This is a genomic window from Arthrobacter sp. GmRoot5-12, assembly GCF_059739365.1.
In genome coordinates, this window is record NZ_AP046056.1 from 3,169,005 (window position 1) to 3,187,512 (window position 18,508).

At 62.1% G+C, this 18,508-nt stretch carries 27 protein-coding genes; 26 read left to right on the plus strand and 1 reads right to left on the minus strand.

All coding sequences use genetic code 11. From position 1 onward, the window contains the following. Positions 1 to 375: 375 nt before the first annotated feature. The 6 genes from rpsL (at position 376) to AC6JAM_RS14655 (ending at position 6,441) form a co-directional block, all read left to right on the plus strand. Positions 376 to 750, plus strand: coding sequence for a 30S ribosomal protein S12 (rpsL, locus tag AC6JAM_RS14630; protein WP_009358312.1), 375 nt, complete (start codon positions 376 to 378; stop codon positions 748 to 750). A gap of 1 nt (position 751) precedes the next feature. Next, positions 752 to 1,222 (plus strand): 30S ribosomal protein S7, encoded by a 471-nt coding sequence (gene rpsG, locus AC6JAM_RS14635; RefSeq protein ID WP_003803829.1) that lies wholly within the window; start codon positions 752 to 754, stop codon positions 1,220 to 1,222. A 69-nt stretch (positions 1,223 to 1,291) separates the two neighbouring features. Beyond that, positions 1,292 to 3,406 (plus strand): elongation factor G, encoded by a 2,115-nt coding sequence (gene fusA, locus AC6JAM_RS14640; protein ID WP_018769129.1) that lies wholly within the window; start codon positions 1,292 to 1,294, stop codon positions 3,404 to 3,406. 257 nt (positions 3,407 to 3,663) lie between these two features. After that, on the plus strand, positions 3,664 to 4,854 hold the full coding sequence (gene tuf / locus AC6JAM_RS14645; RefSeq protein ID WP_013601835.1) for an elongation factor Tu: 1,191 nt from the start codon (positions 3,664 to 3,666) through the stop codon (positions 4,852 to 4,854). 101 nt (positions 4,855 to 4,955) lie between these two features. After that, positions 4,956 to 5,081: a hypothetical protein gene (locus AC6JAM_RS14650; RefSeq protein WP_018769130.1), complete on the plus strand. Its 126-nt coding sequence runs from the start codon at positions 4,956 to 4,958 to the stop codon at positions 5,079 to 5,081. A gap of 109 nt (positions 5,082 to 5,190) precedes the next feature. Then, the gene (locus tag AC6JAM_RS14655) at positions 5,191 to 6,441 is read left to right on the plus strand and encodes an Nramp family divalent metal transporter (RefSeq protein ID WP_497935172.1); all 1,251 of its coding nucleotides are present in this window, start codon (positions 5,191 to 5,193) and stop codon (positions 6,439 to 6,441) included. Positions 6,442 to 6,500: 59 nt separating this feature from the next. On the opposite strand, the gene AC6JAM_RS14660 is transcribed toward AC6JAM_RS14655, so the two are convergent. Next, positions 6,501 to 7,937 carry a GH1 family beta-glucosidase gene (locus tag AC6JAM_RS14660; RefSeq protein WP_018769132.1) on the minus strand — a complete coding sequence of 479 codons (1,437 nt, stop codon included), beginning with the start codon at positions 7,935 to 7,937 and terminating at the stop codon, positions 6,501 to 6,503. A 398-nt stretch (positions 7,938 to 8,335) separates the two neighbouring features. Between AC6JAM_RS14660 and rpsJ the strand changes: the two genes are divergently transcribed. From rpsJ to rplO, 20 genes are all read left to right on the plus strand, one after another. Continuing rightward, on the plus strand, positions 8,336 to 8,644 hold the full coding sequence (gene rpsJ, locus AC6JAM_RS14665) for a 30S ribosomal protein S10 (RefSeq protein WP_003803825.1): 309 nt from the start codon (positions 8,336 to 8,338) through the stop codon (positions 8,642 to 8,644). A 17-nt stretch (positions 8,645 to 8,661) separates the two neighbouring features. Continuing rightward, complete coding sequence (gene rplC, locus AC6JAM_RS14670) at positions 8,662 to 9,312, plus strand: 50S ribosomal protein L3 (RefSeq protein ID WP_018769133.1); 651 nt, start codon at positions 8,662 to 8,664, stop codon at positions 9,310 to 9,312. A 4-nt stretch (positions 9,313 to 9,316) separates the two neighbouring features. Then, positions 9,317 to 9,937, plus strand: coding sequence for a 50S ribosomal protein L4 (rplD, locus tag AC6JAM_RS14675; protein WP_018769134.1), 621 nt, complete (start codon positions 9,317 to 9,319; stop codon positions 9,935 to 9,937). Next, on the plus strand, positions 9,934 to 10,239 hold the full coding sequence (gene rplW, locus AC6JAM_RS14680) for a 50S ribosomal protein L23 (RefSeq protein WP_011692807.1): 306 nt from the start codon (positions 9,934 to 9,936) through the stop codon (positions 10,237 to 10,239). The genes rplD and rplW overlap by 4 nt, the downstream gene beginning before the upstream one ends. Before the next feature lie 29 nt (positions 10,240 to 10,268). Beyond that, positions 10,269 to 11,108: a 50S ribosomal protein L2 gene (gene rplB, locus AC6JAM_RS14685; protein ID WP_026264302.1), complete on the plus strand. Its 840-nt coding sequence runs from the start codon at positions 10,269 to 10,271 to the stop codon at positions 11,106 to 11,108. Positions 11,109 to 11,120: 12 nt separating this feature from the next. Continuing rightward, entirely contained in the window at positions 11,121 to 11,402 is a 282-nt protein-coding gene (gene rpsS / locus AC6JAM_RS14690; RefSeq protein WP_003803803.1) for a 30S ribosomal protein S19, read from the plus strand. Positions 11,403 to 11,440: 38 nt separating this feature from the next. After that, positions 11,441 to 11,806, plus strand: coding sequence for a 50S ribosomal protein L22 (gene rplV / locus AC6JAM_RS14695; protein ID WP_009358304.1), 366 nt, complete (start codon positions 11,441 to 11,443; stop codon positions 11,804 to 11,806). Further along, positions 11,807 to 12,637: a 30S ribosomal protein S3 gene (gene rpsC / locus AC6JAM_RS14700; RefSeq protein ID WP_134163700.1), complete on the plus strand. Its 831-nt coding sequence runs from the start codon at positions 11,807 to 11,809 to the stop codon at positions 12,635 to 12,637. After that, positions 12,638 to 13,054 (plus strand): 50S ribosomal protein L16, encoded by a 417-nt coding sequence (rplP, locus tag AC6JAM_RS14705; RefSeq protein WP_043454603.1) that lies wholly within the window; start codon positions 12,638 to 12,640, stop codon positions 13,052 to 13,054. It abuts the gene before it with no gap. A 2-nt stretch (positions 13,055 to 13,056) separates the two neighbouring features. After that, positions 13,057 to 13,386, plus strand: a complete 330-nt coding sequence (rpmC, locus tag AC6JAM_RS14710; RefSeq protein WP_018769136.1) for a 50S ribosomal protein L29 — start codon at positions 13,057 to 13,059, stop codon at positions 13,384 to 13,386. After that, positions 13,383 to 13,688, plus strand: coding sequence for a 30S ribosomal protein S17 (gene rpsQ / locus AC6JAM_RS14715; protein WP_018769137.1), 306 nt, complete (start codon positions 13,383 to 13,385; stop codon positions 13,686 to 13,688). The genes rpmC and rpsQ overlap by 4 nt, the downstream gene beginning before the upstream one ends. 598 nt (positions 13,689 to 14,286) lie before the next feature. Then, positions 14,287 to 14,655 (plus strand): 50S ribosomal protein L14, encoded by a 369-nt coding sequence (gene rplN, locus AC6JAM_RS14720; protein ID WP_003803789.1) that lies wholly within the window; start codon positions 14,287 to 14,289, stop codon positions 14,653 to 14,655. Positions 14,656 to 14,658: 3 nt separating this feature from the next. Beyond that, a complete protein-coding gene (gene rplX, locus AC6JAM_RS14725) occupies positions 14,659 to 15,021 on the plus strand; it encodes a 50S ribosomal protein L24 (RefSeq protein WP_015937845.1) in 363 nt (120 codons plus the stop codon). Continuing rightward, positions 15,021 to 15,602, plus strand: a complete 582-nt coding sequence (gene rplE, locus AC6JAM_RS14730) for a 50S ribosomal protein L5 (protein ID WP_018769138.1) — start codon at positions 15,021 to 15,023, stop codon at positions 15,600 to 15,602. The genes rplX and rplE overlap by 1 nt, the downstream gene beginning before the upstream one ends. Positions 15,603 to 15,684: 82 nt before the next feature. After that, complete coding sequence (gene rpsH / locus AC6JAM_RS14735) at positions 15,685 to 16,083, plus strand: 30S ribosomal protein S8 (RefSeq protein WP_018769139.1); 399 nt, start codon at positions 15,685 to 15,687, stop codon at positions 16,081 to 16,083. Between the two features lie 18 nt (positions 16,084 to 16,101). Further along, a complete protein-coding gene (gene rplF / locus AC6JAM_RS14740) occupies positions 16,102 to 16,638 on the plus strand; it encodes a 50S ribosomal protein L6 (protein ID WP_018769140.1) in 537 nt (178 codons plus the stop codon). A gap of 2 nt (positions 16,639 to 16,640) precedes the next feature. Then, a complete protein-coding gene (gene rplR / locus AC6JAM_RS14745; protein WP_018769141.1) occupies positions 16,641 to 17,024 on the plus strand; it encodes a 50S ribosomal protein L18 in 384 nt (127 codons plus the stop codon). Continuing rightward, a complete protein-coding gene (rpsE, locus tag AC6JAM_RS14750) occupies positions 17,021 to 17,737 on the plus strand; it encodes a 30S ribosomal protein S5 (RefSeq protein ID WP_018769142.1) in 717 nt (238 codons plus the stop codon). The genes rplR and rpsE overlap by 4 nt, the downstream gene beginning before the upstream one ends. Before the next feature lie 2 nt (positions 17,738 to 17,739). After that, the gene (gene rpmD, locus AC6JAM_RS14755) at positions 17,740 to 17,946 is read left to right on the plus strand and encodes a 50S ribosomal protein L30 (protein WP_009358731.1); all 207 of its coding nucleotides are present in this window, start codon (positions 17,740 to 17,742) and stop codon (positions 17,944 to 17,946) included. Continuing rightward, entirely contained in the window at positions 17,947 to 18,432 is a 486-nt protein-coding gene (gene rplO / locus AC6JAM_RS14760) for a 50S ribosomal protein L15 (RefSeq protein WP_013601817.1), read from the plus strand. Positions 18,433 to 18,508 lie beyond the last annotated feature (76 nt).

Sequence of the window (18,508 nt, forward strand, 5' to 3'; positions counted from 1 at the left end):
GTAGAGCCTTACGAGGGGATGGTCCCGCACCGAAAGGTGGGGGACCATCCGCTTTAACCCCCCGATTAAGGCATGGAGCCTGTCCGTGCTAGACTTGTTACCAATTGTTATTGTGGCAGTGGATGAGAGCGCCGGTATCAGCTGAAAAGCTGGACCAGAGCGACGTTTCCGGTTTGCAGGGTTCTTGTGCAACGTATGCCACATTTTTGCATGCCTAGGGACTTGTCCGACGCCAGTCGCCCCCGGGAATGCGATCCGACTATTAAGGCTTCGCCTTCGCCGCCCTGGAGATCTTCTTCAAGGCCCGGGCGGCGGGGCAACGCAACAGGAGAGTGGCCGGAAACAGCCACTCCGGATAAAACGGAGAACACGAGAGTGCCTACGATTAACCAGCTGGTCCGCAAGGGCCGCACGCCTAAGGTCTCAAAGACCAAGGCTCCCGCGCTTAAGGGCAGCCCCATGCGCCGCGGTGTCTGCACCCGCGTCTACACCACCACCCCGAAGAAGCCGAACTCGGCTCTGCGTAAGGTGGCACGTGTGCGCCTCAACGGCGGCGTGGAAGTTACCGCCTACATCCCCGGTGTTGGCCACAACCTGCAGGAGCACTCCATTGTGCTCGTTCGCGGTGGTCGTGTGAAGGACCTCCCGGGTGTCCGCTACAAGATCGTCCGTGGCGCCCTCGATACCCAGGGTGTGAAGAACCGTAAGCAGGCCCGCAGCCGCTACGGCGCAAAGATGGAGAAGAAGTAATATGCCTCGCAAGGGTCCGGCCCCCAAGCGGCCGCTCGTTTCGGATCCGGTATACGGTTCCCCGCTGGTAACCCAGCTCATCAACAAGGTGCTCGTTGACGGCAAGAAGTCCACGGCAGAGCGCATTGTCTACGGTGCACTCGAAGGCGCACGCGCCAAGTCCGGCGGCGACCCCGTAGCAGCACTCAAGAAGGCGATGGACAACGTCAAGCCTTCCCTCGAGGTCCGCTCCCGCCGTGTCGGTGGCGCCACCTACCAGGTTCCGGTTGAGGTCAAGCCCGGCCGCTCCACCGCACTCGCCCTGCGCTGGCTGGTTGGCTACTCCAAGGCCCGCCGCGAGAAGACGATGACCGAGCGTCTCCAGAACGAAATCCTGGATGCGTCCAACGGTCTCGGTGCCGCTGTGAAGCGTCGCGAAGACACCCACAAGATGGCCGAGTCCAACAAGGCCTTCGCACACTACCGCTGGTAATACTCCCCGGACGCCGCCGGCTCAACAGAGCCGGCGGCGAACGCGTAGTCCATCCCAAAAGGAGACCCCGTGGCACAGGACGTGCTTACCGACCTTAGTAAGGTCCGCAACATCGGCATCATGGCCCATATTGATGCCGGCAAGACCACCACCACCGAGCGCATCCTGTTCTACACGGGTGTGAACCACAAGATCGGCGAAACGCACGACGGCGCTTCGACCACCGACTGGATGGAACAGGAAAAGGAACGCGGCATCACCATCACGTCTGCCGCCGTGACCTGCTTCTGGGAAAACAACCAGATCAACATCATCGACACCCCCGGCCACGTTGACTTCACGGTTGAGGTTGAGCGCTCCCTGCGCGTCCTCGACGGTGCAGTCGCCGTCTTCGATGGCAAGGAAGGCGTTGAGCCGCAGTCCGAGACTGTTTGGCGCCAGGCTGACAAGTACAACGTTCCGCGTATCTGCTTCGTCAACAAGATGGACAAGCTCGGTGCTGACTTCTACTTCACCGTAGACACCATCATCAGCCGCCTCGGTGCCAAGCCGCTGGTCATGCAGCTGCCCATCGGTGCCGAGAACGACTTCATCGGCGTCGTTGACCTGCTCTACATGCGCGCCCTGGTGTGGCCCGGCGATGCCAAGGGTGACGTGACCATGGGTGCCAAGTACGAGATCCGCGAGATCCCGGCTGACCTCCAGGAAAAGGCTGAGGAATACCGCGCGACCCTCGTTGAGACTGTCGCTGAGTCCTCCGAGGAACTCATGGACAAGTACCTCGAGGGTGAAGAGATCTCGATCGACGAGCTCAAGGCCGGCATCCGCAAGATGACCATCAACTCCGAGCTGTACCCGATCTTCTGCGGTTCCGCCTTCAAGAACCGTGGCGTTCAGCCCATGCTCGACGCAGTTGTGGACTACCTGCCGAACCCGCTCGACGTCCCCCCGATGGTCGGCCACGATCCTCGCGACGAAGAGAAGGAACTGACCCGCAAGCCTTCATCGGAAGAGCCTTTCTCGGCTCTGGCGTTCAAGATTGCTGCGCACCCGTTCTTCGGCCAGCTCACCTTCATCCGCGTGTACTCCGGTCACGTGGAGGCAGGCGCCCAGGTGGTCAACTCCACCAAGGGTAAGAAGGAGCGCATCGGCAAGCTGTTCCAGATGCACGCCAACAAGGAAATGCCCGTTGAGGGCGCTACCGCAGGCCACATCTACGCAGCCATTGGCCTGAAGGACACCACCACGGGTGACACCCTGTGTGATGCCAACAACCAGATCGTGCTCGAGTCCATGAGCTTCCCGGAGCCCGTGATCTCGGTTGCCATCGAGCCGAACACCAAGGGTGACCAGGAGAAGCTCTCCACGGCCATCCAGAAGCTCTCCGCTGAGGACCCCACCTTCCAGGTGTCCCTCAACGAAGACACCGGCCAGACCATCATCGCCGGCATGGGCGAGCTCCACCTGGACATCCTGGTGGACCGCATGCGCCGCGAGTTCAAGGTCGAGGCAAACGTGGGCAAGCCCCAGGTCGCCTACCGCGAAACCATCAAGCGCGCCGTCGAACGCCACGACTACACGCACAAGAAGCAGACCGGTGGTTCGGGCCAGTTCGCAAAGATCCAGATCGCCATCGAGCCGCTGGACACCGCCGAAGGCGAGCTGTACGAGTTCGAGAACAAGGTCACCGGTGGCCGCGTTCCGCGCGAGTACATCCCGTCCGTTGACGCGGGCATCCAGGATGCACTGAACGACGGCGTCCTGGCCGGCTACCCGGTTGTAGGCATCAAGGCCACGCTGATCGACGGCGCGTACCACGATGTTGACTCTTCGGAAATGGCGTTCAAGATCGCCGGCCGTATGGCTTTCAAGGAAGCTGCACGCAAGGCGAACCCGGTTCTGCTCGAACCACTGATGGATGTCGAGGTCCGCACCCCTGAGGAATACATGGGTGAAGTTATCGGTGACCTCAACTCCCGCCGTGGCCAGATGCAGTCCATGGAAGATGCACAGGGCGTCAAGGTCATCCGTGCGCACGTTCCGCTGTCCGGCATGTTCGGCTACATCGGTGACCTGCGCTCCAAGACCCAGGGCCGCGCTGTGTACTCCATGACGTTCAACAGCTACGCCGAGGTCCCGAAGGCAGTTGCCGACGAGATCATCCAGAAGTCCCGCGGCGAGTAGTCCTTCCGGACTTTCAAAGCGAACACCTCGGTTGGGCAGTCCGCCAGCGGACAGCGCAGCCGGTGCAGGTGGCCGGGCCGGCCGGATTTATCCGGCAAGCCGGTCCGGCCCCTGCACGAACAGGCTCAGGGGATTAGTATTAGTTCCTGAATCTGCAATTTCACCAATCCAAAGCCCCCCAAGTAGACTTGCCTGAGTTCTACCGCGATAAGCGCGGCTGGAGGGCAAGCTATTTGAAAACGTTCTAGGAGGAACCTGTGGCAAAGGCAAAGTTCGAGCGGACTAAGCCGCACGTCAACATCGGCACCATTGGTCACGTTGACCACGGTAAGACGACGCTGACGGCCGCCATTTCCAAGGTGCTGTACGACAAGTACCCGGATCTCAACGAGAAGCGTGACTTCGCGTCGATTGACTCTGCACCCGAAGAGCGTCAGCGCGGTATTACCATCAACATCTCCCACGTGGAGTACCAGACCGAGAAGCGTCACTACGCACACGTTGACGCCCCCGGCCACGCTGACTACATCAAGAACATGATCACCGGTGCTGCCCAGATGGACGGCGCAATCCTCGTGGTTGCCGCTACCGACGGCCCGATGGCTCAGACCCGCGAGCACGTTCTGCTCGCCCGCCAGGTTGGTGTTCCCTACCTGCTGGTCGCGCTGAACAAGGCTGACATGGTTGAGGACGAGGAACTCCTCGACCTCGTCGAAATGGAAGTTCGTGAGCTCCTGAGCTCGCAGGGCTTCGATGGCGACAACGCTCCGGTTGTCCGCGTTTCCGGCCTGAAGGCCCTGGAAGGCGACCCCGAGTGGGTCAAGTCCGTTGAGGACCTGATGGCTGCTGTGGACGAGTCCGTTCCGGACCCCGTACGTGACCGCGACAAGCCGTTCCTGATGCCGATCGAGGACGTCTTCACCATCACCGGTCGTGGCACCGTTGTTACGGGCCGCGCCGAGCGTGGAACCCTCGCCATCAACTCCGAGGTCGAGATCGTCGGCATCCGCCCGGTCCAGAAGACCACGGTTACCGGTATCGAGATGTTCCACAAGCAGCTCGACGAAGCATGGGCCGGCGAGAACTGTGGCCTCCTGCTCCGCGGTCTGAAGCGCGACGATGTCGAGCGTGGCCAGGTTGTCGTCAAGCCGGGTTCCATCACCCCCCACACCGACTTCGAGGCCAACGTCTACATCCTCTCCAAGGACGAAGGCGGACGTCACAACCCGTTCTACTCCAACTACCGCCCGCAGTTCTACTTCCGCACCACGGACGTAACCGGCGTTATCACCCTGCCCGAGGGCACGGAAATGGTTATGCCTGGCGACAACACTGAGATGACCGTTGCGCTCATCCAGCCGATCGCTATGGAAGAGGGCCTCGGCTTCGCAATCCGCGAAGGCGGCCGCACCGTTGGTTCGGGACGTGTTACCAAGATCATCAAGTAGTACTTGCTGACCTGAAGGACAGCCCCGCTGCAGTAGCAGCGGGGCTGTCCTTTTTCGTTAAGGGACCACTGGTACTGTTGCACCACTGAAAGGAGTTCATCATGGGATGGCTTATTTTCCTGATCATCGCGGTGGCCGTTGTAGCCGGGGTGTTCTGGACCAGGAAGTACTTCCGGCGCGAGATTGACCGGGCCAAGCGGATCAACAGGGCAAACAAAAACCAGTAGCAACAGGGGCAGCACGCCGATCTGCCGGTACTCCTTACTCCTACTTTTCGGTATACCTAAATTCGGGGTATCCTCGTCATATCGACGCCCGCAACGACGAGGACACGCAATGGCTGTTTCAACAATGACGGCGGAATCCGCCACCCCCAGGATCTGGTCCCGCCTGCTCCTGCTCGGGCCGGCATTCGTTGCTGCCATTGCCTACGTCGACCCGGGAAATGTCGCCGCCAACCTGACCGCCGGCGCCAGCTTCGGCTACCTCCTGGTCTGGGTCCTCGTTGCAGCCAATGGCATGGCCGTACTGATCCAGTACCAGTCAGCCAAGCTGGGGCTCGCCACCGGCATGAGCCTGCCCGAAATCCTCGGGAAGCGCCTGGGCACGCGGCGCCGCCGCGCCTATTGGGTGCAGGCCGAGATCGTTGCCGGGGCCACTGACATGGCCGAGGTTATCGGTGGGGCAGTGGCACTGAACCTGTTGTTCGGCCTGCCCCTGCTGACCGGGGGCGTCGTTATCGGCCTGGCGTCCATGCTGCTGCTGGCGCTCCAGTCGCACCGCAGCCAGAAATCCTTCGAATTTGCCATTCTTACCCTGCTGGGCGTCATTGCTGTCGGGTTCGTTTCGGGCCTCTTCGTCGCACCGCCTGACGCCGGCGGCGCCCTGGCCGGACTGGTGCCCCGGTTCGAGGGGACCGACACCGTGCTGCTCGCGGCGAGCATGCTCGGGGCCACGGTTATGCCGCATGCCATCTACCTGCATTCCGCCCTTGCCCGCGACCGCCACGGATTCTCGGAAGATCCGGCGGTCAGGACCCGGCTGATCCGAACCACGCGCGTGGATGTCGCCGGCGCTTTGCTGCTCGCCGGCGTCGTCAACATTGCCATGCTGCTGCTGGCTGCCTCCAGCCTTCGCGGCGTGGAGGGTACTGACACCATTGCCGGCGCGCACGCTGCCGTGACGTCCGCACTGGGCCCTGTGATCGGCGTCGTTTTCGCTGTGGGCCTGCTGGCCTCCGGCCTGGCGTCCACCTCGGTGGGATGCTACGCCGGGGCCACCATCATGGGCGGCCTCCTCAAGGTGCGGATTCCCCTGCTGGTCCGGCGGACCGTCACCCTGATTCCCGCGCTGGCGGTCCTGGGCGCAGGGATTGAACCGACGCTGGCGTTGGTCCTGAGCCAGGTCCTCCTGAGTTTCGGCATCCCGTTCGCGCTGATCCCCCTGATCCGGCTCACCGGCAGCCGCAAGGTGATGGGCATCCACGCCGATTCAAAGCCGCTCAAGATCGCCGGTTGGACCAGCGCCACCCTGATCGTGGGCTTGAACTGCGTGCTGATCTTCCTCACGGTGTTGGGACACGGCTGAACCCGCGGCCGCCGCTACGGTGCTGGTGGCGCGCCACTAACCTGGCCGGTGGCGCGCCACTAATGTGGCCGGTGGCGCCGGGCCCTGGACAACGCCTGGTACCAGTAGAAGGACCGCTTGGGCGTCCGCTCCAGTGTCTCGAAGTCCACGTGCACCAGCCCAAAACGCTGCGAGTAGCCGGCCGCCCACTCAAAGTTGTCCATCAGCGTCCAGACGTAGTAGCCCCGGAGATCCACGCCCTCGGCGTGGCCGCCGGGGGCGGTGGCGTCAAGCGCTGCCGTCAGATGTGCGGCAAGGTACTCAACGCGGTCGGTATCTTCCAGTGTGCCGGCGATACGGTCGGGTTCGGGGAAGCTGGCACCGCCCTCGGTGATGTACACCGGCGGGAGGGCCGCTCCGTACCGGTCCCGCATTTCCCGCAGCAGGATTCCCAGATGGTCCGGTGCCACGGGCCAGCCGAATCCTGTGCTGTCGAACTCGGAGTAGCCAACCTCGTGGAAGGGCAGCTTGGCGAGTTGCTTGTGCATATCCGCAGGCAGGGGAGTGATGCCCGGCCCCAGGGCCACCTTGACGGGGAAGTAGTAGTTCAGTCCGTAGAAGTCCAGCGGCTGGTGGATGGTCCGGAGGTCCGCATCGGAAATCCTCCCGATTGATCGCAGCCAGGGCTTAGCGTACAGCGGCAGCGAGGGGTATTGGCCCAGCAGGACGGGGTCGGCATAGATCCTGTTCATGAGCAGGTCGTAGAGATGGGCCACCAGCCGGTCGCCAAGCTTCCTGGTGGCGGGCCTGACGGGGGAGTGCAGGTTGGTCAGGCCGATGCCGCCCGCCACGCCGGCGGCCCGCAGTGCCTGCACGCCGAGCCCGTGCGCCAGGAGCTGGTGATGGATGGCGGGAAGGGCGTCAAACATCAACCGGCGCCCCGGTGCGTGCACTCCAAGGGCATAGCCGTTCAGGGTGACCGAGACCGGTTCGTTGAGGGTGACCCACTGCGCCACACGGTCGCCGAACCGCTCGCCGGCAGCCCTGGCATACTCGCCAAACCGCTCCGCGGTGTCACGGTTCAGCCAGCCGCCGCGGTGTTCCAGGGGCAACGGGGTGTCCCAGTGGTAGAGCGTTGCCATGGGGGAGATGCCGGCCTCAAGGAGTTGGTCGATCAGCCGGTCGTAAAAGTCCAGGCCCTCGGGATTGAAGCCGCCCTGGCCATCCGGCTGGATGCGTGGCCAGGACAGCGAGAACCGGTATGAGTCAACGCCCAGTTCCTTGAGCAGCGCCACATCCTCCGGCAACCTGTTGTAATGGTCGCAGGCCACGGCGGGGGAGTGTCCGTCCTGGATGGCGCCGGGCTTCTCCGCAAAGGCATCCCACCCCGATGGCCCACGGCCCCCGGCCTTGAGTGCGCCTTCAATTTGGAACGCCGCCGCCGCGACGCCAAGCGTGAACGACGGCGGAACGCGTCCGGCCAGTTCGGTCACCGATTCAGTGCCTTCCAGGGTCATGCTCCCTATCATCCAGCGCGTTCGGGTCCGCGGCAATGGCCGGTGACCAGCCCGGACCCGGAGCCGATTCGCATCTGCCGCGGATTTCCGGCATACTAGATGAGTTGTTCAAGCGCTTCTTCGCGTCCCGATCCGGATAATGCCGGGTGCAGGGTCCAAGCTGAAGACCAAACATAACCCACCCCCATGGAACTGCGGATTTATATGTGCGCCCAGCGCGACACGCCCGACCGCGGGGGTCGGTTACGCCGGCAAGGTGAGGAACCCGGATTCATCCGGATTCAGTTTGTGCGGCGGATGGTGGTTACGACCTCAAATGCTTCGGCAGCCATACAACGAGTAAGTGAACAGGGCAGCCCTAAACCGGGGAAGCACAGACTGAAAGAGAGTCAGGCGACATGGCGGGACAAAAAATCCGCATCCGGCTGAAGTCATACGACCACGAGGTCATTGACGTTTCAGCACGGAAGATCGTTGAGACGGTCACGCGCGCAGGCGCAACGGTAGTCGGCCCCGTGCCGCTGCCGACGGAGAAGAACGTGTACTGCGTGATCCGCTCTCCGCACAAGTACAAGGACAGCCGCGAGCACTTTGAAATGCGCACGCACAAGCGTCTTATCGACATCATCGATCCCACGCCGAAGGCTGTTGACTCGCTCATGCGTCTCGACCTGCCGGCTGACGTGAACATCGAAATCAAGCTGTAGGGAGGTGCTGAGAAACTATGACCGCAACCCGTAACGTAAAGGGCCTGTTGGGCACGAAGCTCGGCATGACCCAGGTCTGGGACGAGAACAACAAGCTCATCCCCGTCACTGTGGTCCAGGCAGACTCGAACGTCATCACCCAGCTGCGCAACGCTGAGACCGATGGCTACGTCGCCGTTCAGATCGGCTACGGCCAGATCGATCCCCGCAAGGTCACCAAGCCGCTGGCTGGTCACTTTGAAAAGGCAGGCGTCACGCCTCGCCGCCACGTCGTCGAACTCCGTACCGCAGATGCTGCCGAGTACGAGCTGGGCCAGGAGCTCTCCGTAGAGGTCTTCGAAGCCGGCCAGAAGATCGACGTCATCGGCACCACCAAGGGTAAGGGCTTCGCCGGTGTTATGAAGCGTCACGGCTTCCACGGTGTTGGAGCTTCCCACGGTGCCCACAAGAACCACCGTAAGCCCGGTTCAATCGGTGGCGCATCCACCCCGAGCCGCGTCTTCAAGGGCATGAAAATGGCCGGCCGCATGGGCGCCGTTCGTCACACCACGCTGAACCTCACGGTCCACGCGGTTGACGTCGAGAAGTCGCTGCTCCTGATCAAGGGTGCCGTTCCCGGCGCCCGCGGCCAGGTCGTACTCGTACGCACCGCCGTGAAGGGAGCCTAGTTCAATGGCTAACACTGTCCAGGTTGACCTGCCTGCAGAGATCTTCGACGTTCAGACCAACGTGCCGCTGCTGCACCAGGTTGTCGTTGCCCAGCTCGCTGCTGCCCGCCAGGGAACCCACAAGACCAAGACCCGCGCTGAAGTTTCCGGTGCAGGACGCAAGCCGTTCAAGCAGAAGGGCACCGGCCGCGCCCGTCAGGGTTCCATCCGTGCTCCCCACATGACCGGCGGTGGCATCGTCCACGGTCCCACTCCGCGTGACTACAGCCAGCGCACCCCCAAGAAGATGATTGCTGCTGCACTGCGCGGCGCACTGTCTGACCGGGCACGCAACGGTCGCATCCACGTTGTCGCAGAACTGGTTGAAGGCACCAAGCCCTCAGCCAAGACCGCACTGGCAACGCTCCGCGGTGTGTCCGACCGCAAGAACCTGCTGGTCGTCATCGAGCGCGATAACGACGTTGCCGCACTGTCCGTGCGCAACCTCGCCGGCGTTCACGTTCTGTACGTAGACCAGCTGAACACCTACGACGTTCTCGTCTCTGATGACGTTGTCTTCACCAAGGCTGCCTACGACGCATTCGTTGCCGCTAAGGCAGCTAAGAACGAGGAGGATGCCAAGTGAGTGCAGCCACCATCAAGGATCCCCGCGACGTCGTGCTTGCACCCGTCGTGTCGGAAAAGAGCTACGGCCTGATCGACGAGGGCAAGTACACCTTCCTGGTGGACCCCCGTTCGAACAAGACCGAGATCAAGCTGGCCGTGGAGAAGATCTTCTCCGTCAAGGTCGAATCGATCAACACCATCAACCGTGCCGGTAAGCGCAAGCGCACCAAATTCGGATGGGGTACCCGCAAGAACACCAAGCGTGCGATTGTCACCCTCAAAGAAGGCACCATCGACATCTTCGGCGGTCCGCTCGCGTAGCGGAGACCACTTTAACGAGGAAATAAATTATGGGAATCCGTAAGTACAAGCCGACTACCCCGGGCCGTCGTGGCTCGAGCGTAGCGGACTTCATCGAAATTACGCGGTCGACGCCGGAAAAGTCGTTGGTACGTCCGCTGCCCAAGAAGGGCGGCCGTAACAACACCGGTAAGATCACCACCCGTCACAAGGGTGGTGGGCACAAGCGCCAGTACCGTCTGATCGACTTCCGTCGCCACGACAAGGACGGCGTCAACGCCCGCGTTGCCGAAATCGAGTACGATCCGAACCGCACGGCTCGCATCGCCCTCCTGCACTACGTTGATGGCACCAAGCGTTACATCATCGCTCCCAACAAGCTCTCCCAGGGTGACGTTGTCGAGGCAGGTGCCGGTGCTGACATCAAGCCCGGTAACAACCTGCCCCTGCTCAACATCCCGGTGGGTACCGTTATCCACGCAGTGGAACTGCGTCCGGGTGGCGGCGCCAAGATGGGCCGCTCCGCCGGCGCATCCATCCAGCTTGTTGCCAAGGAAGGCCGCTTCGCCCAGCTGCGCCTGCCTTCCGGTGAAATCCGCAACGTTGACGTGCGCTGCCGCGCAACCGTCGGCGAGGTGGGCAACGCCGAGCAGTCGAACATCAACTGGGGCAAGGCCGGCCGTATGCGGTGGAAGGGCGTCCGCCCGACCGTCCGTGGTGTTGCCATGAACCCGGTTGACCACCCGCACGGTGGTGGCGAGGGTAAGACGTCCGGTGGACGTAACCCCGTCAACCCGAACGGTAAGCGTGAAGGCCGCACCCGCCGCCCCAACAAAGAGAGCGACAAGCTTATTGTGCGTCGCCGTCGTACTGGCAAGAACAAGCGATAGGAGCCTGGACACATGCCACGCAGCCTGAAAAAAGGTCCTTTCGTTGACCAGCACCTCTTTGTGAAGGTAGCCAGGGAAAACGAAAAGGGCACCAAGAACGTCATCAAGACCTGGTCCCGCCGTTCGATGATCATCCCCGACATGCTCGGACACACGATCGCCGTACACGACGGACGCAAGCACATCCCGGTGTTTGTCACTGAGTCGATGGTCGGGCACAAGCTCGGCGAATTCGCTCCCACGCGGACATTCCGCGGCCATGTCAAGGACGACCGTAAGGGCAAGCGCCGCTAGGCGCCTGCGTTTACGTCAAAGACGAGAGAAGGAAAGCAATGGAAGCCAAGGCAATTGCGCGCCACATCCGCGTAACGCCTATGAAGGCCCGGCGCGTCGTCAACCTTGTTCGTGGATTGCAAGCGAATGAGGCTCTGGCAATTCTGAAGTTTGCCCCCCAGGCAGCTTCGGAGCCGGTATTCAAGGTAGTTCAGTCGGCAATCTCCAACGCCCGGGTCCTCGCGGACCGCGACGGCGTGGCGTTTGACGAAGGCGACCTCATCATCAGCGAAGCGTTTGTTGATGAAGGCCCGACCATGAAGCGGTTCCAGCCGCGTGCCCAGGGTCGTGCATTTCAGATCAAGAAGCGCACCAGCCACATCACCGTGGTAGTCGCTACCCCGGAGAAAGAGGAGGCTCGCTAAGTGGGACAGAAAGTAAACCCGCACGGGTTCCGACTCGGCATCACCACCGATCACGTATCGCACTGGTTCGCTGACAGCACCAAGGCAGGCCAGCGGTACAAGGACTTCGTCCGCGAAGACATCCGCATCCGCCAGCTCATGTCCACGGGCATGGAGCGCGCCGGCATCGCCAAGGTCGAGATCGAGCGCACCCGTGACCGTGTCCGCGTGGACATCCACACGGCACGTCCCGGCATCGTCATCGGCCGCCGTGGAGCAGAAGCAGACCGCATCCGCGGCGAGCTCGAAAAGCTCACCGGCAAGCAGGTCCAGCTGAACATCCTCGAGGTCAAGAACCCCGAGATGGAAGCCCAGCTTGTTGCCCAGGGCGTTGCAGAGCAGCTGACTTCCCGCGTGGCATTCCGCCGTGCGATGAAGAAGGCCATGCAGTCCGCTCAGCGTGCAGGTGCCAAGGGCATCCGTATCGCCTGCTCGGGCCGCCTGGGTGGCGCTGAAATGTCCCGCTCGGAGTTCTACCGCGAAGGCCGTGTGCCCCTGCACACCCTCCGCGCGAACATCGACTACGGCTTCTACGAAGCCAAGACCACCTTCGGCCGTATCGGCGTGAAGGTCTGGATCTACAAGGGTGACGTCACCGCCAAGGAACTGGCAGCACAGGCTGCTGCAGCTCCGTCCCGCGGTAACCGTGGCGACCGTCCCGGCCGCCCGGGTGGCGCTGACCGTGGTGACCGCCGCCGTCGCACCGACCGCCCGGCCGCTGACGCAGCTCCTGCTGCCGAAGCACCGGCAGTTGAAGCAGCACCTGCTGCTGCAGAAGGAGGACAGGCTTAAATGCTTATCCCACGTCGAGTAAAGCACCGTAAGCAGCACCACCCGGGTCGTTCCGGCGCTGCTACGGGCGGTACCCAGGTCTCCTTCGGTGAGTACGGCATCCAGGCCCTGAGCCCGGCATACGTCACCAACCGTCAGATCGAGTCCGCTCGTATCGCGATGACCCGCCACATCAAGCGTGGCGGTAAGGTCTGGATCAACATCTACCCGGACCGTCCCCTGACCAAGAAGCCGGCCGAAACCCGCATGGGTTCCGGTAAGGGTTCACCGGAATGGTGGGTCGCCAACGTCAAGCCGGGCCGGGTTCTGTTCGAACTCTCCGGTGTCAATGAAGAGGTAGCTCGCGAGGCCCTGCGCCTGGCAATCCACAAGCTGCCGTTGAAGGCACGCATTGTGCGTCGCGAGGGTGGTGAATAGAAATGGCAGTAGGATCCAAGGATCTGGCTCCCGCACAGCTGGACGGTTTCGACAACGAGCGTCTCGTTGAAGAACTCCGCAAGGCCAAGGAAGAGCTGTTCAACCTGCGTTTCCAGTCCGCCACCGGACAGCTGGAGAACCACGGTCGCCTGCGCGCGGTAAAGAAGGACATCGCCCGCATCTACACCGTTCTCCGCGAACGCGAGCTGGGCATTCGTGCCGAGGTTGCCGCACCGGTTGTGGAAGCCAAGGAAGAGAAGAAGTCCAAGAAGGCTTCAACCAAGAAGGCCGACAAGGCTGAAAAGGCTGAGACCGAGGAGGACGCCAAGTGAGTGAAAAGGACCAGAACGTGACCGAAACTGCTACCGCAGCCAAGGCTGGGCAGCGCGGTTACCGCAAGACCCGTCGCGGCTACGTGGTCTCTGACAAGATGGAAAAGACCATCGTCGTCGAGGTTGAAGACCGCGTGAAGCACGCACTGTACGGCAAGGTCATCCGCCGCACTTCCAAGGTCAAGGCACACGACGAAGAGAACACCGCCGGCATCGGCGACCTCGTAGTCATCGCCGAGACCCGTCCGCTGTCCGCCACCAAGAACTGGCGGCTCGTGGAAATCCTCGAGAAGGCCAAGTAGCACCTGCTGCTTAGCTGTTGCCCCTGCTCCCTCCCGGGAGCGGGGGCTTCCTCGTTTAACGGACAGCGGGCGTGGCCGTCCGTCCCACACAGACGCCCCATCACTTCCTGCACGCTTTTCGGAAACGCCACATCACTTGCCGAAACGTACCAGCGGGAGGTGATGGCGCGTTGGAGGATTTCCTGCAGGTAGTGATGGGGCGTAGTGGACTGCCGGACGACGGCGGCGCCTGGACTGGCGGGGGAGTGGCACCTTTGGTGGGCCGAAAGGCTGCCCTGCGTGACGCCGTCGTCCGTCTTGCGGGGTGGTGGGCGGTGGTGATATGGGGACCGGCGAAAAACGTGCTAGGATATTGAGTTTGTATGGCGCCTTTCGCGCGCCGTCATCAACCTCGTAAACAAGCGTGCCACAGCATAGTGCCCCTGTGCGCCCGGGATCCGTCCCGGACCGGATGGGAGCAACTGCTTCTGGCACGGGCGTTTAGGCCTGGTCTGGCAAAATCCAGGCAGGTCAAGAGACACCCCGATCAACCGTTCCGCAAGGCTCATTCCGTAGCAAGATCACGGCCTGAGAACCGGCGCGACGCAAGGAGTAAATAGTGATTCAGCAGGAGTCGCGACTCAAGGTCGCCGACAACACGGGTGCTAAGGAAATCCTTACCATTCGCGTTCTCGGTGGATCCGGCCGTCGCTACGCAGGCATCGGTGACGTCATTGTCGCCACCGTCAAGGATGCAATCCCGGGCGGCAACGTAAAGAAGGGCGATGTGGTCAAGGCCGTCATCGTCCGTACCAAGAAGGAACGCCGCCGTGCGGATGGTTCCTACATCAAGTTTGACGAGAACGCAGCTGTGATCCTGAAGAACGACGGTGACCCCCGCGGTACCCGTATCTTCGGACCGGTTGGTCGTGAACTGCGTGACAAGAAGTTCATGAAGATCGTTTCTCTGGCTCCGGAGGTGCTCTAGTCCATGGCTGCAAAGATCAAAAAGGGTGACCTGGTTCAGGTCATCACTGGCGCCAAGGCTGAGCGCGGCGGCGACCGCGGCAAGCAGGGCAAGGTTCTGCGCGTATTCACCGACACCAACCGCGTGCTGGTTGAGGGTATCAACCGCGTCACCAAGCACACCCGGGTTGGACAGTCGCAGCGCGGCACCAAGACCGGTGGCATCGAGGTCGTAGAGGCCCCGATCCACATTTCCAACGTGGCCCTGGTTGACCCGTCGACCAAGAAGCCGACCCGCGTGGGCTTCCGCCTCGACACGGTGGAGAAGAACGGTGTCAAGAAGACCGTCCGCATCCGCGTGTCCAAGAGCTCCGGGAAGGACATCTAATGACTGAGACTCTCGAGACTCCGGCAACGAAGATCGTTCCTCGTCTGAAGACCAAGTACGCCGAATCCATCAAGGCAACGCTCCAGGATGAATTCAAGTACGAGAACGTGAACCAGGTACCCCGCCTGGTGAAGGTTGTTGTGAACATGGGTGTTGGAGATGCCGCCAAGGACTCCAAGCTGATCGACGGCGCTGTCCGCGACCTCACCCAGATCACCGGCCAGAAGCCGCAGGTTACCAAGGCCCGCAAGTCGATCGCACAGTTCAAGCTGCGCGAAGGCATGCCCATCGGTGCACACGCAACCCTGCGTGGCGACCGCATGTGGGAATTCGTGGACCGCCTGGTCACCCTGGCCCTGCCCCGTATCCGCGACTTCCGCGGCCTCAGCGGCAAGCAGTTCGATGGCAACGGCAACTACACCTTCGGTCTGACCGAGCAGGTTATGTTCCACGAAATCGACCAGGACAAGATCGACCGCGTCCGCGGTATGGACATCACGGTTGTGACCACCGCCAAGACCGATGACGAAGGCCGCGCGCTGCTCAAGGCGCTTGGTTTCCCGTTCAAAACCGAAGCTTAATTAACTACGTAAAAGGTCCGGCCGCTCCGCTCCATCAAGGAGGGAACGGCGGAAACCGTTACGAGGAAGGGCATGAGCCCACATGACAATGACAGATCCTGTCGCAGATATGCTTACGCGCCTGCGTAACGCAAACTCGGCATACCACGACTCCGTGTCTATGCCTTACAGCAAGCTCAAGGCACGCGTTGCCGACATCCTCAAGGCCGAAGGTTTCATCGCCGGCTGGAAGGAAGAGGACGCTGAGGTTGGCAAGAAGCTGACCCTCGAACTCAAGTTCGGTCCGAACCGCGAGCGTTCCATCGCCGGTGTACGCCGCATCTCCAAGCCGGGTCTCCGCGTTTACGCGAAGTCCACCAACCTGCCTCACGTGCTCGGTGGCCTGGGTATCGCAATCCTGTCCACCTCTTCCGGCCTCCTGACTGACAAGCAGGCCGGCAAGAAGGGCGTGGGCGGCGAAGTCCTCGCGTACGTCTGGTAACGGGAAAGGAAGAGAATAATGTCACGTATTGGACGTCTCCCCATCACCGTTCCTGCCGGCGTTGAGGTCAAGGTTGACGGCTCTGTCGTCAGCGTCAAGGGTTCCAAGGGGGAGCTGACCCACACTGTGGCCAGCCCCATCGAGGTTGCCCTGGACGAGAACACCCTGACCGTCAGCCGCCCGAACGACGAGCGCGCCTCCCGTTCGCTCCACGGCCTGACCCGCACCCTGATCGCCAACATGATCCAGGGCGTCACCGCAGGCTACGAGAAGAAGCTTGAAATCGTCGGTACCGGTTACCGCGTTCAGGCCAAGGGATCTGACCTTGAGTTCGCTCTCGGCTACAGCCACCCGGTCAGCGTTTCCGCTCCGGCCGGCATCACCTTTGCAGTAGAGGGACCGACCAAGCTCTCTGTCTCAGGTATCAATAAGCAGCAGGTCGGCGAAGTTGCTGCCAACATTCGTAAGCTGCGGAAGCCGGACCCCTACAAGGGCAAGGGCATCCGTTACGCCGGCGAAGTCATCCGCCGCAAGGTCGGAAAGGCTGGTAAGTAACCATGGCCATCTCCATTAACAAGAAGCGTACGAACAAGAGCAAGGCTGCTGCCCGCAGCCGCCGCCAGCTTCGTATCCGCAAGCGCATTGCCGGTACGGCTGCCCGCCCCCGCCTGGTGGTCAACCGCTCCGCACGCCACGTATTTGTCCAGGTTGTCGATGACAGCATTGGCCAGACCGTAGCAAGCGCGTCCACCCTGGAAGCTGACCTCCGTGCATTCGACGGTGACAAGACTGCCAAGGCCAAGCGCGTCGGCGAGCTCGTTGCCGAACGTGCCAAGGCTGCCGGCGTCGAGGCTGTCGTGTTCGACCGTGGTGGTAACAAGTACCACGGCCGCATTGCCGCCGTCGCTGACGGTGCACGCGAAGGTGGGCTGTCACTGTGACCGAAGCAAACAAGGAAAAGGACACTGTGTCTGCAGATCAGAAGGCGCCCGAAGCCGCAGCTGCTGAGACCACTGCCCCCGCTGCCGAGGACCGCCGTGGTGGCGCCCGTCGCGGCGAGCGTGGCGACCGCGGCCAGGGCCGCGGCGACCGCGGTGGCCGTGGCGGCCGCGACGGTGGCCGTGAAGCCGAGAAGAACCAGTTCGTAGAGCGCGTTGTCACCATCAACCGCGTTTCCAAGGTCGTCAAGGGTGGTCGTCGCTTCAGCTTCACCGCACTCGTCGTCGTTGGTGACGGTAACGGCATGGTCGGCGTGGGCTACGGCAAGGCCAAGGAAGTTCCCGCTGCTATCGCCAAGGGCGTTGAAGAGGCCAAGAAGTCCTTCTTCCGCGTTCCCCGCGTTGGCAGCACCATCCCGCACCGCGTTCAGGGTGAAGCCGCTGCAGGCGTTGTAATGCTGCGTCCGGCCTCCGCCGGTACCGGTGTTATCGCCGGTGGTCCGGTCCGTGCAGTACTGGAGTGCGTGGGTATCCACGACATCCTCTCCAAGTCGCTCGGTTCCTCCAACGCCATCAACATCGTTCACGCGACTGTTGATGCCCTGAAGCGCCTCGAAGAGCCGGCAGCAGTGGCAGCACGCCGCGGCCTGCCCCTCGACGAGATCGCTCCGGCGGCACTGGTGAAGGCCCTCCTCGCCCCTAAGGCAGGTGTTTAGTCATGGCTAAGAACCTGGTCCCCTCCGACGCTCAGTTGGAGATCACTCAGATCAAGTCCGCCATTGGCGGCAAGCAGAACCAGCGCGACACCCTTCGGTCCCTCGGCCTGAAGCGGATCGGACACACCGTTGTCCGCACCGCCGATGCCGTGACCGTTGGAATGCTCAACACGGTTCCGCACCTGGTAAAGGTAGAGGAGGCGAAGTAAATGGCAGAGAACACTGCTGATAAGGCACAGGCTGCTGAGAAGCAGAACGCCCTGAAGGTTCACCACCTGCGTCCCGCGCCGGGTGCCAAGACCGCCAAGACCCGTGTTGGTCGTGGTGAGGCATCCAAGGGTAAGACTGCCGGCCGTGGTACCAAGGGTACGGCTGCCCGCTACCAGGTGAAGGCTGGCTTTGCCGGCGGCCAGTTGCCGCTGCACATGCGCCTGCCGAAGCTGCGTGGCTTCAAGAACCCGTTCCGGGTTGAGTTCCAGGTTGTAAACCTGGACAAGCTCAACGAGCTGTTCCCGGAAGGTGGCGCAGTCACCGTGGAGAACCTGGTCGAAAAGGGCGCAGTTCGCAAGAACCAGCCCGTCAAGGTGCTGGGCACCGGCGACATCACCGTCAAGGTTGACGTCACCGCCCACGCATTCTCGGCCAGTGCCGCTGAAAAGATTGCTGCAGCAGGCGGAAGCACCACCGCCCTCTAAGGGACGGCGCCAGCTGTTGAACTCCCGGTATCCGCGGGCTTCGGCCCCGGATACCGGGAGTTTTTCACATCCGCCG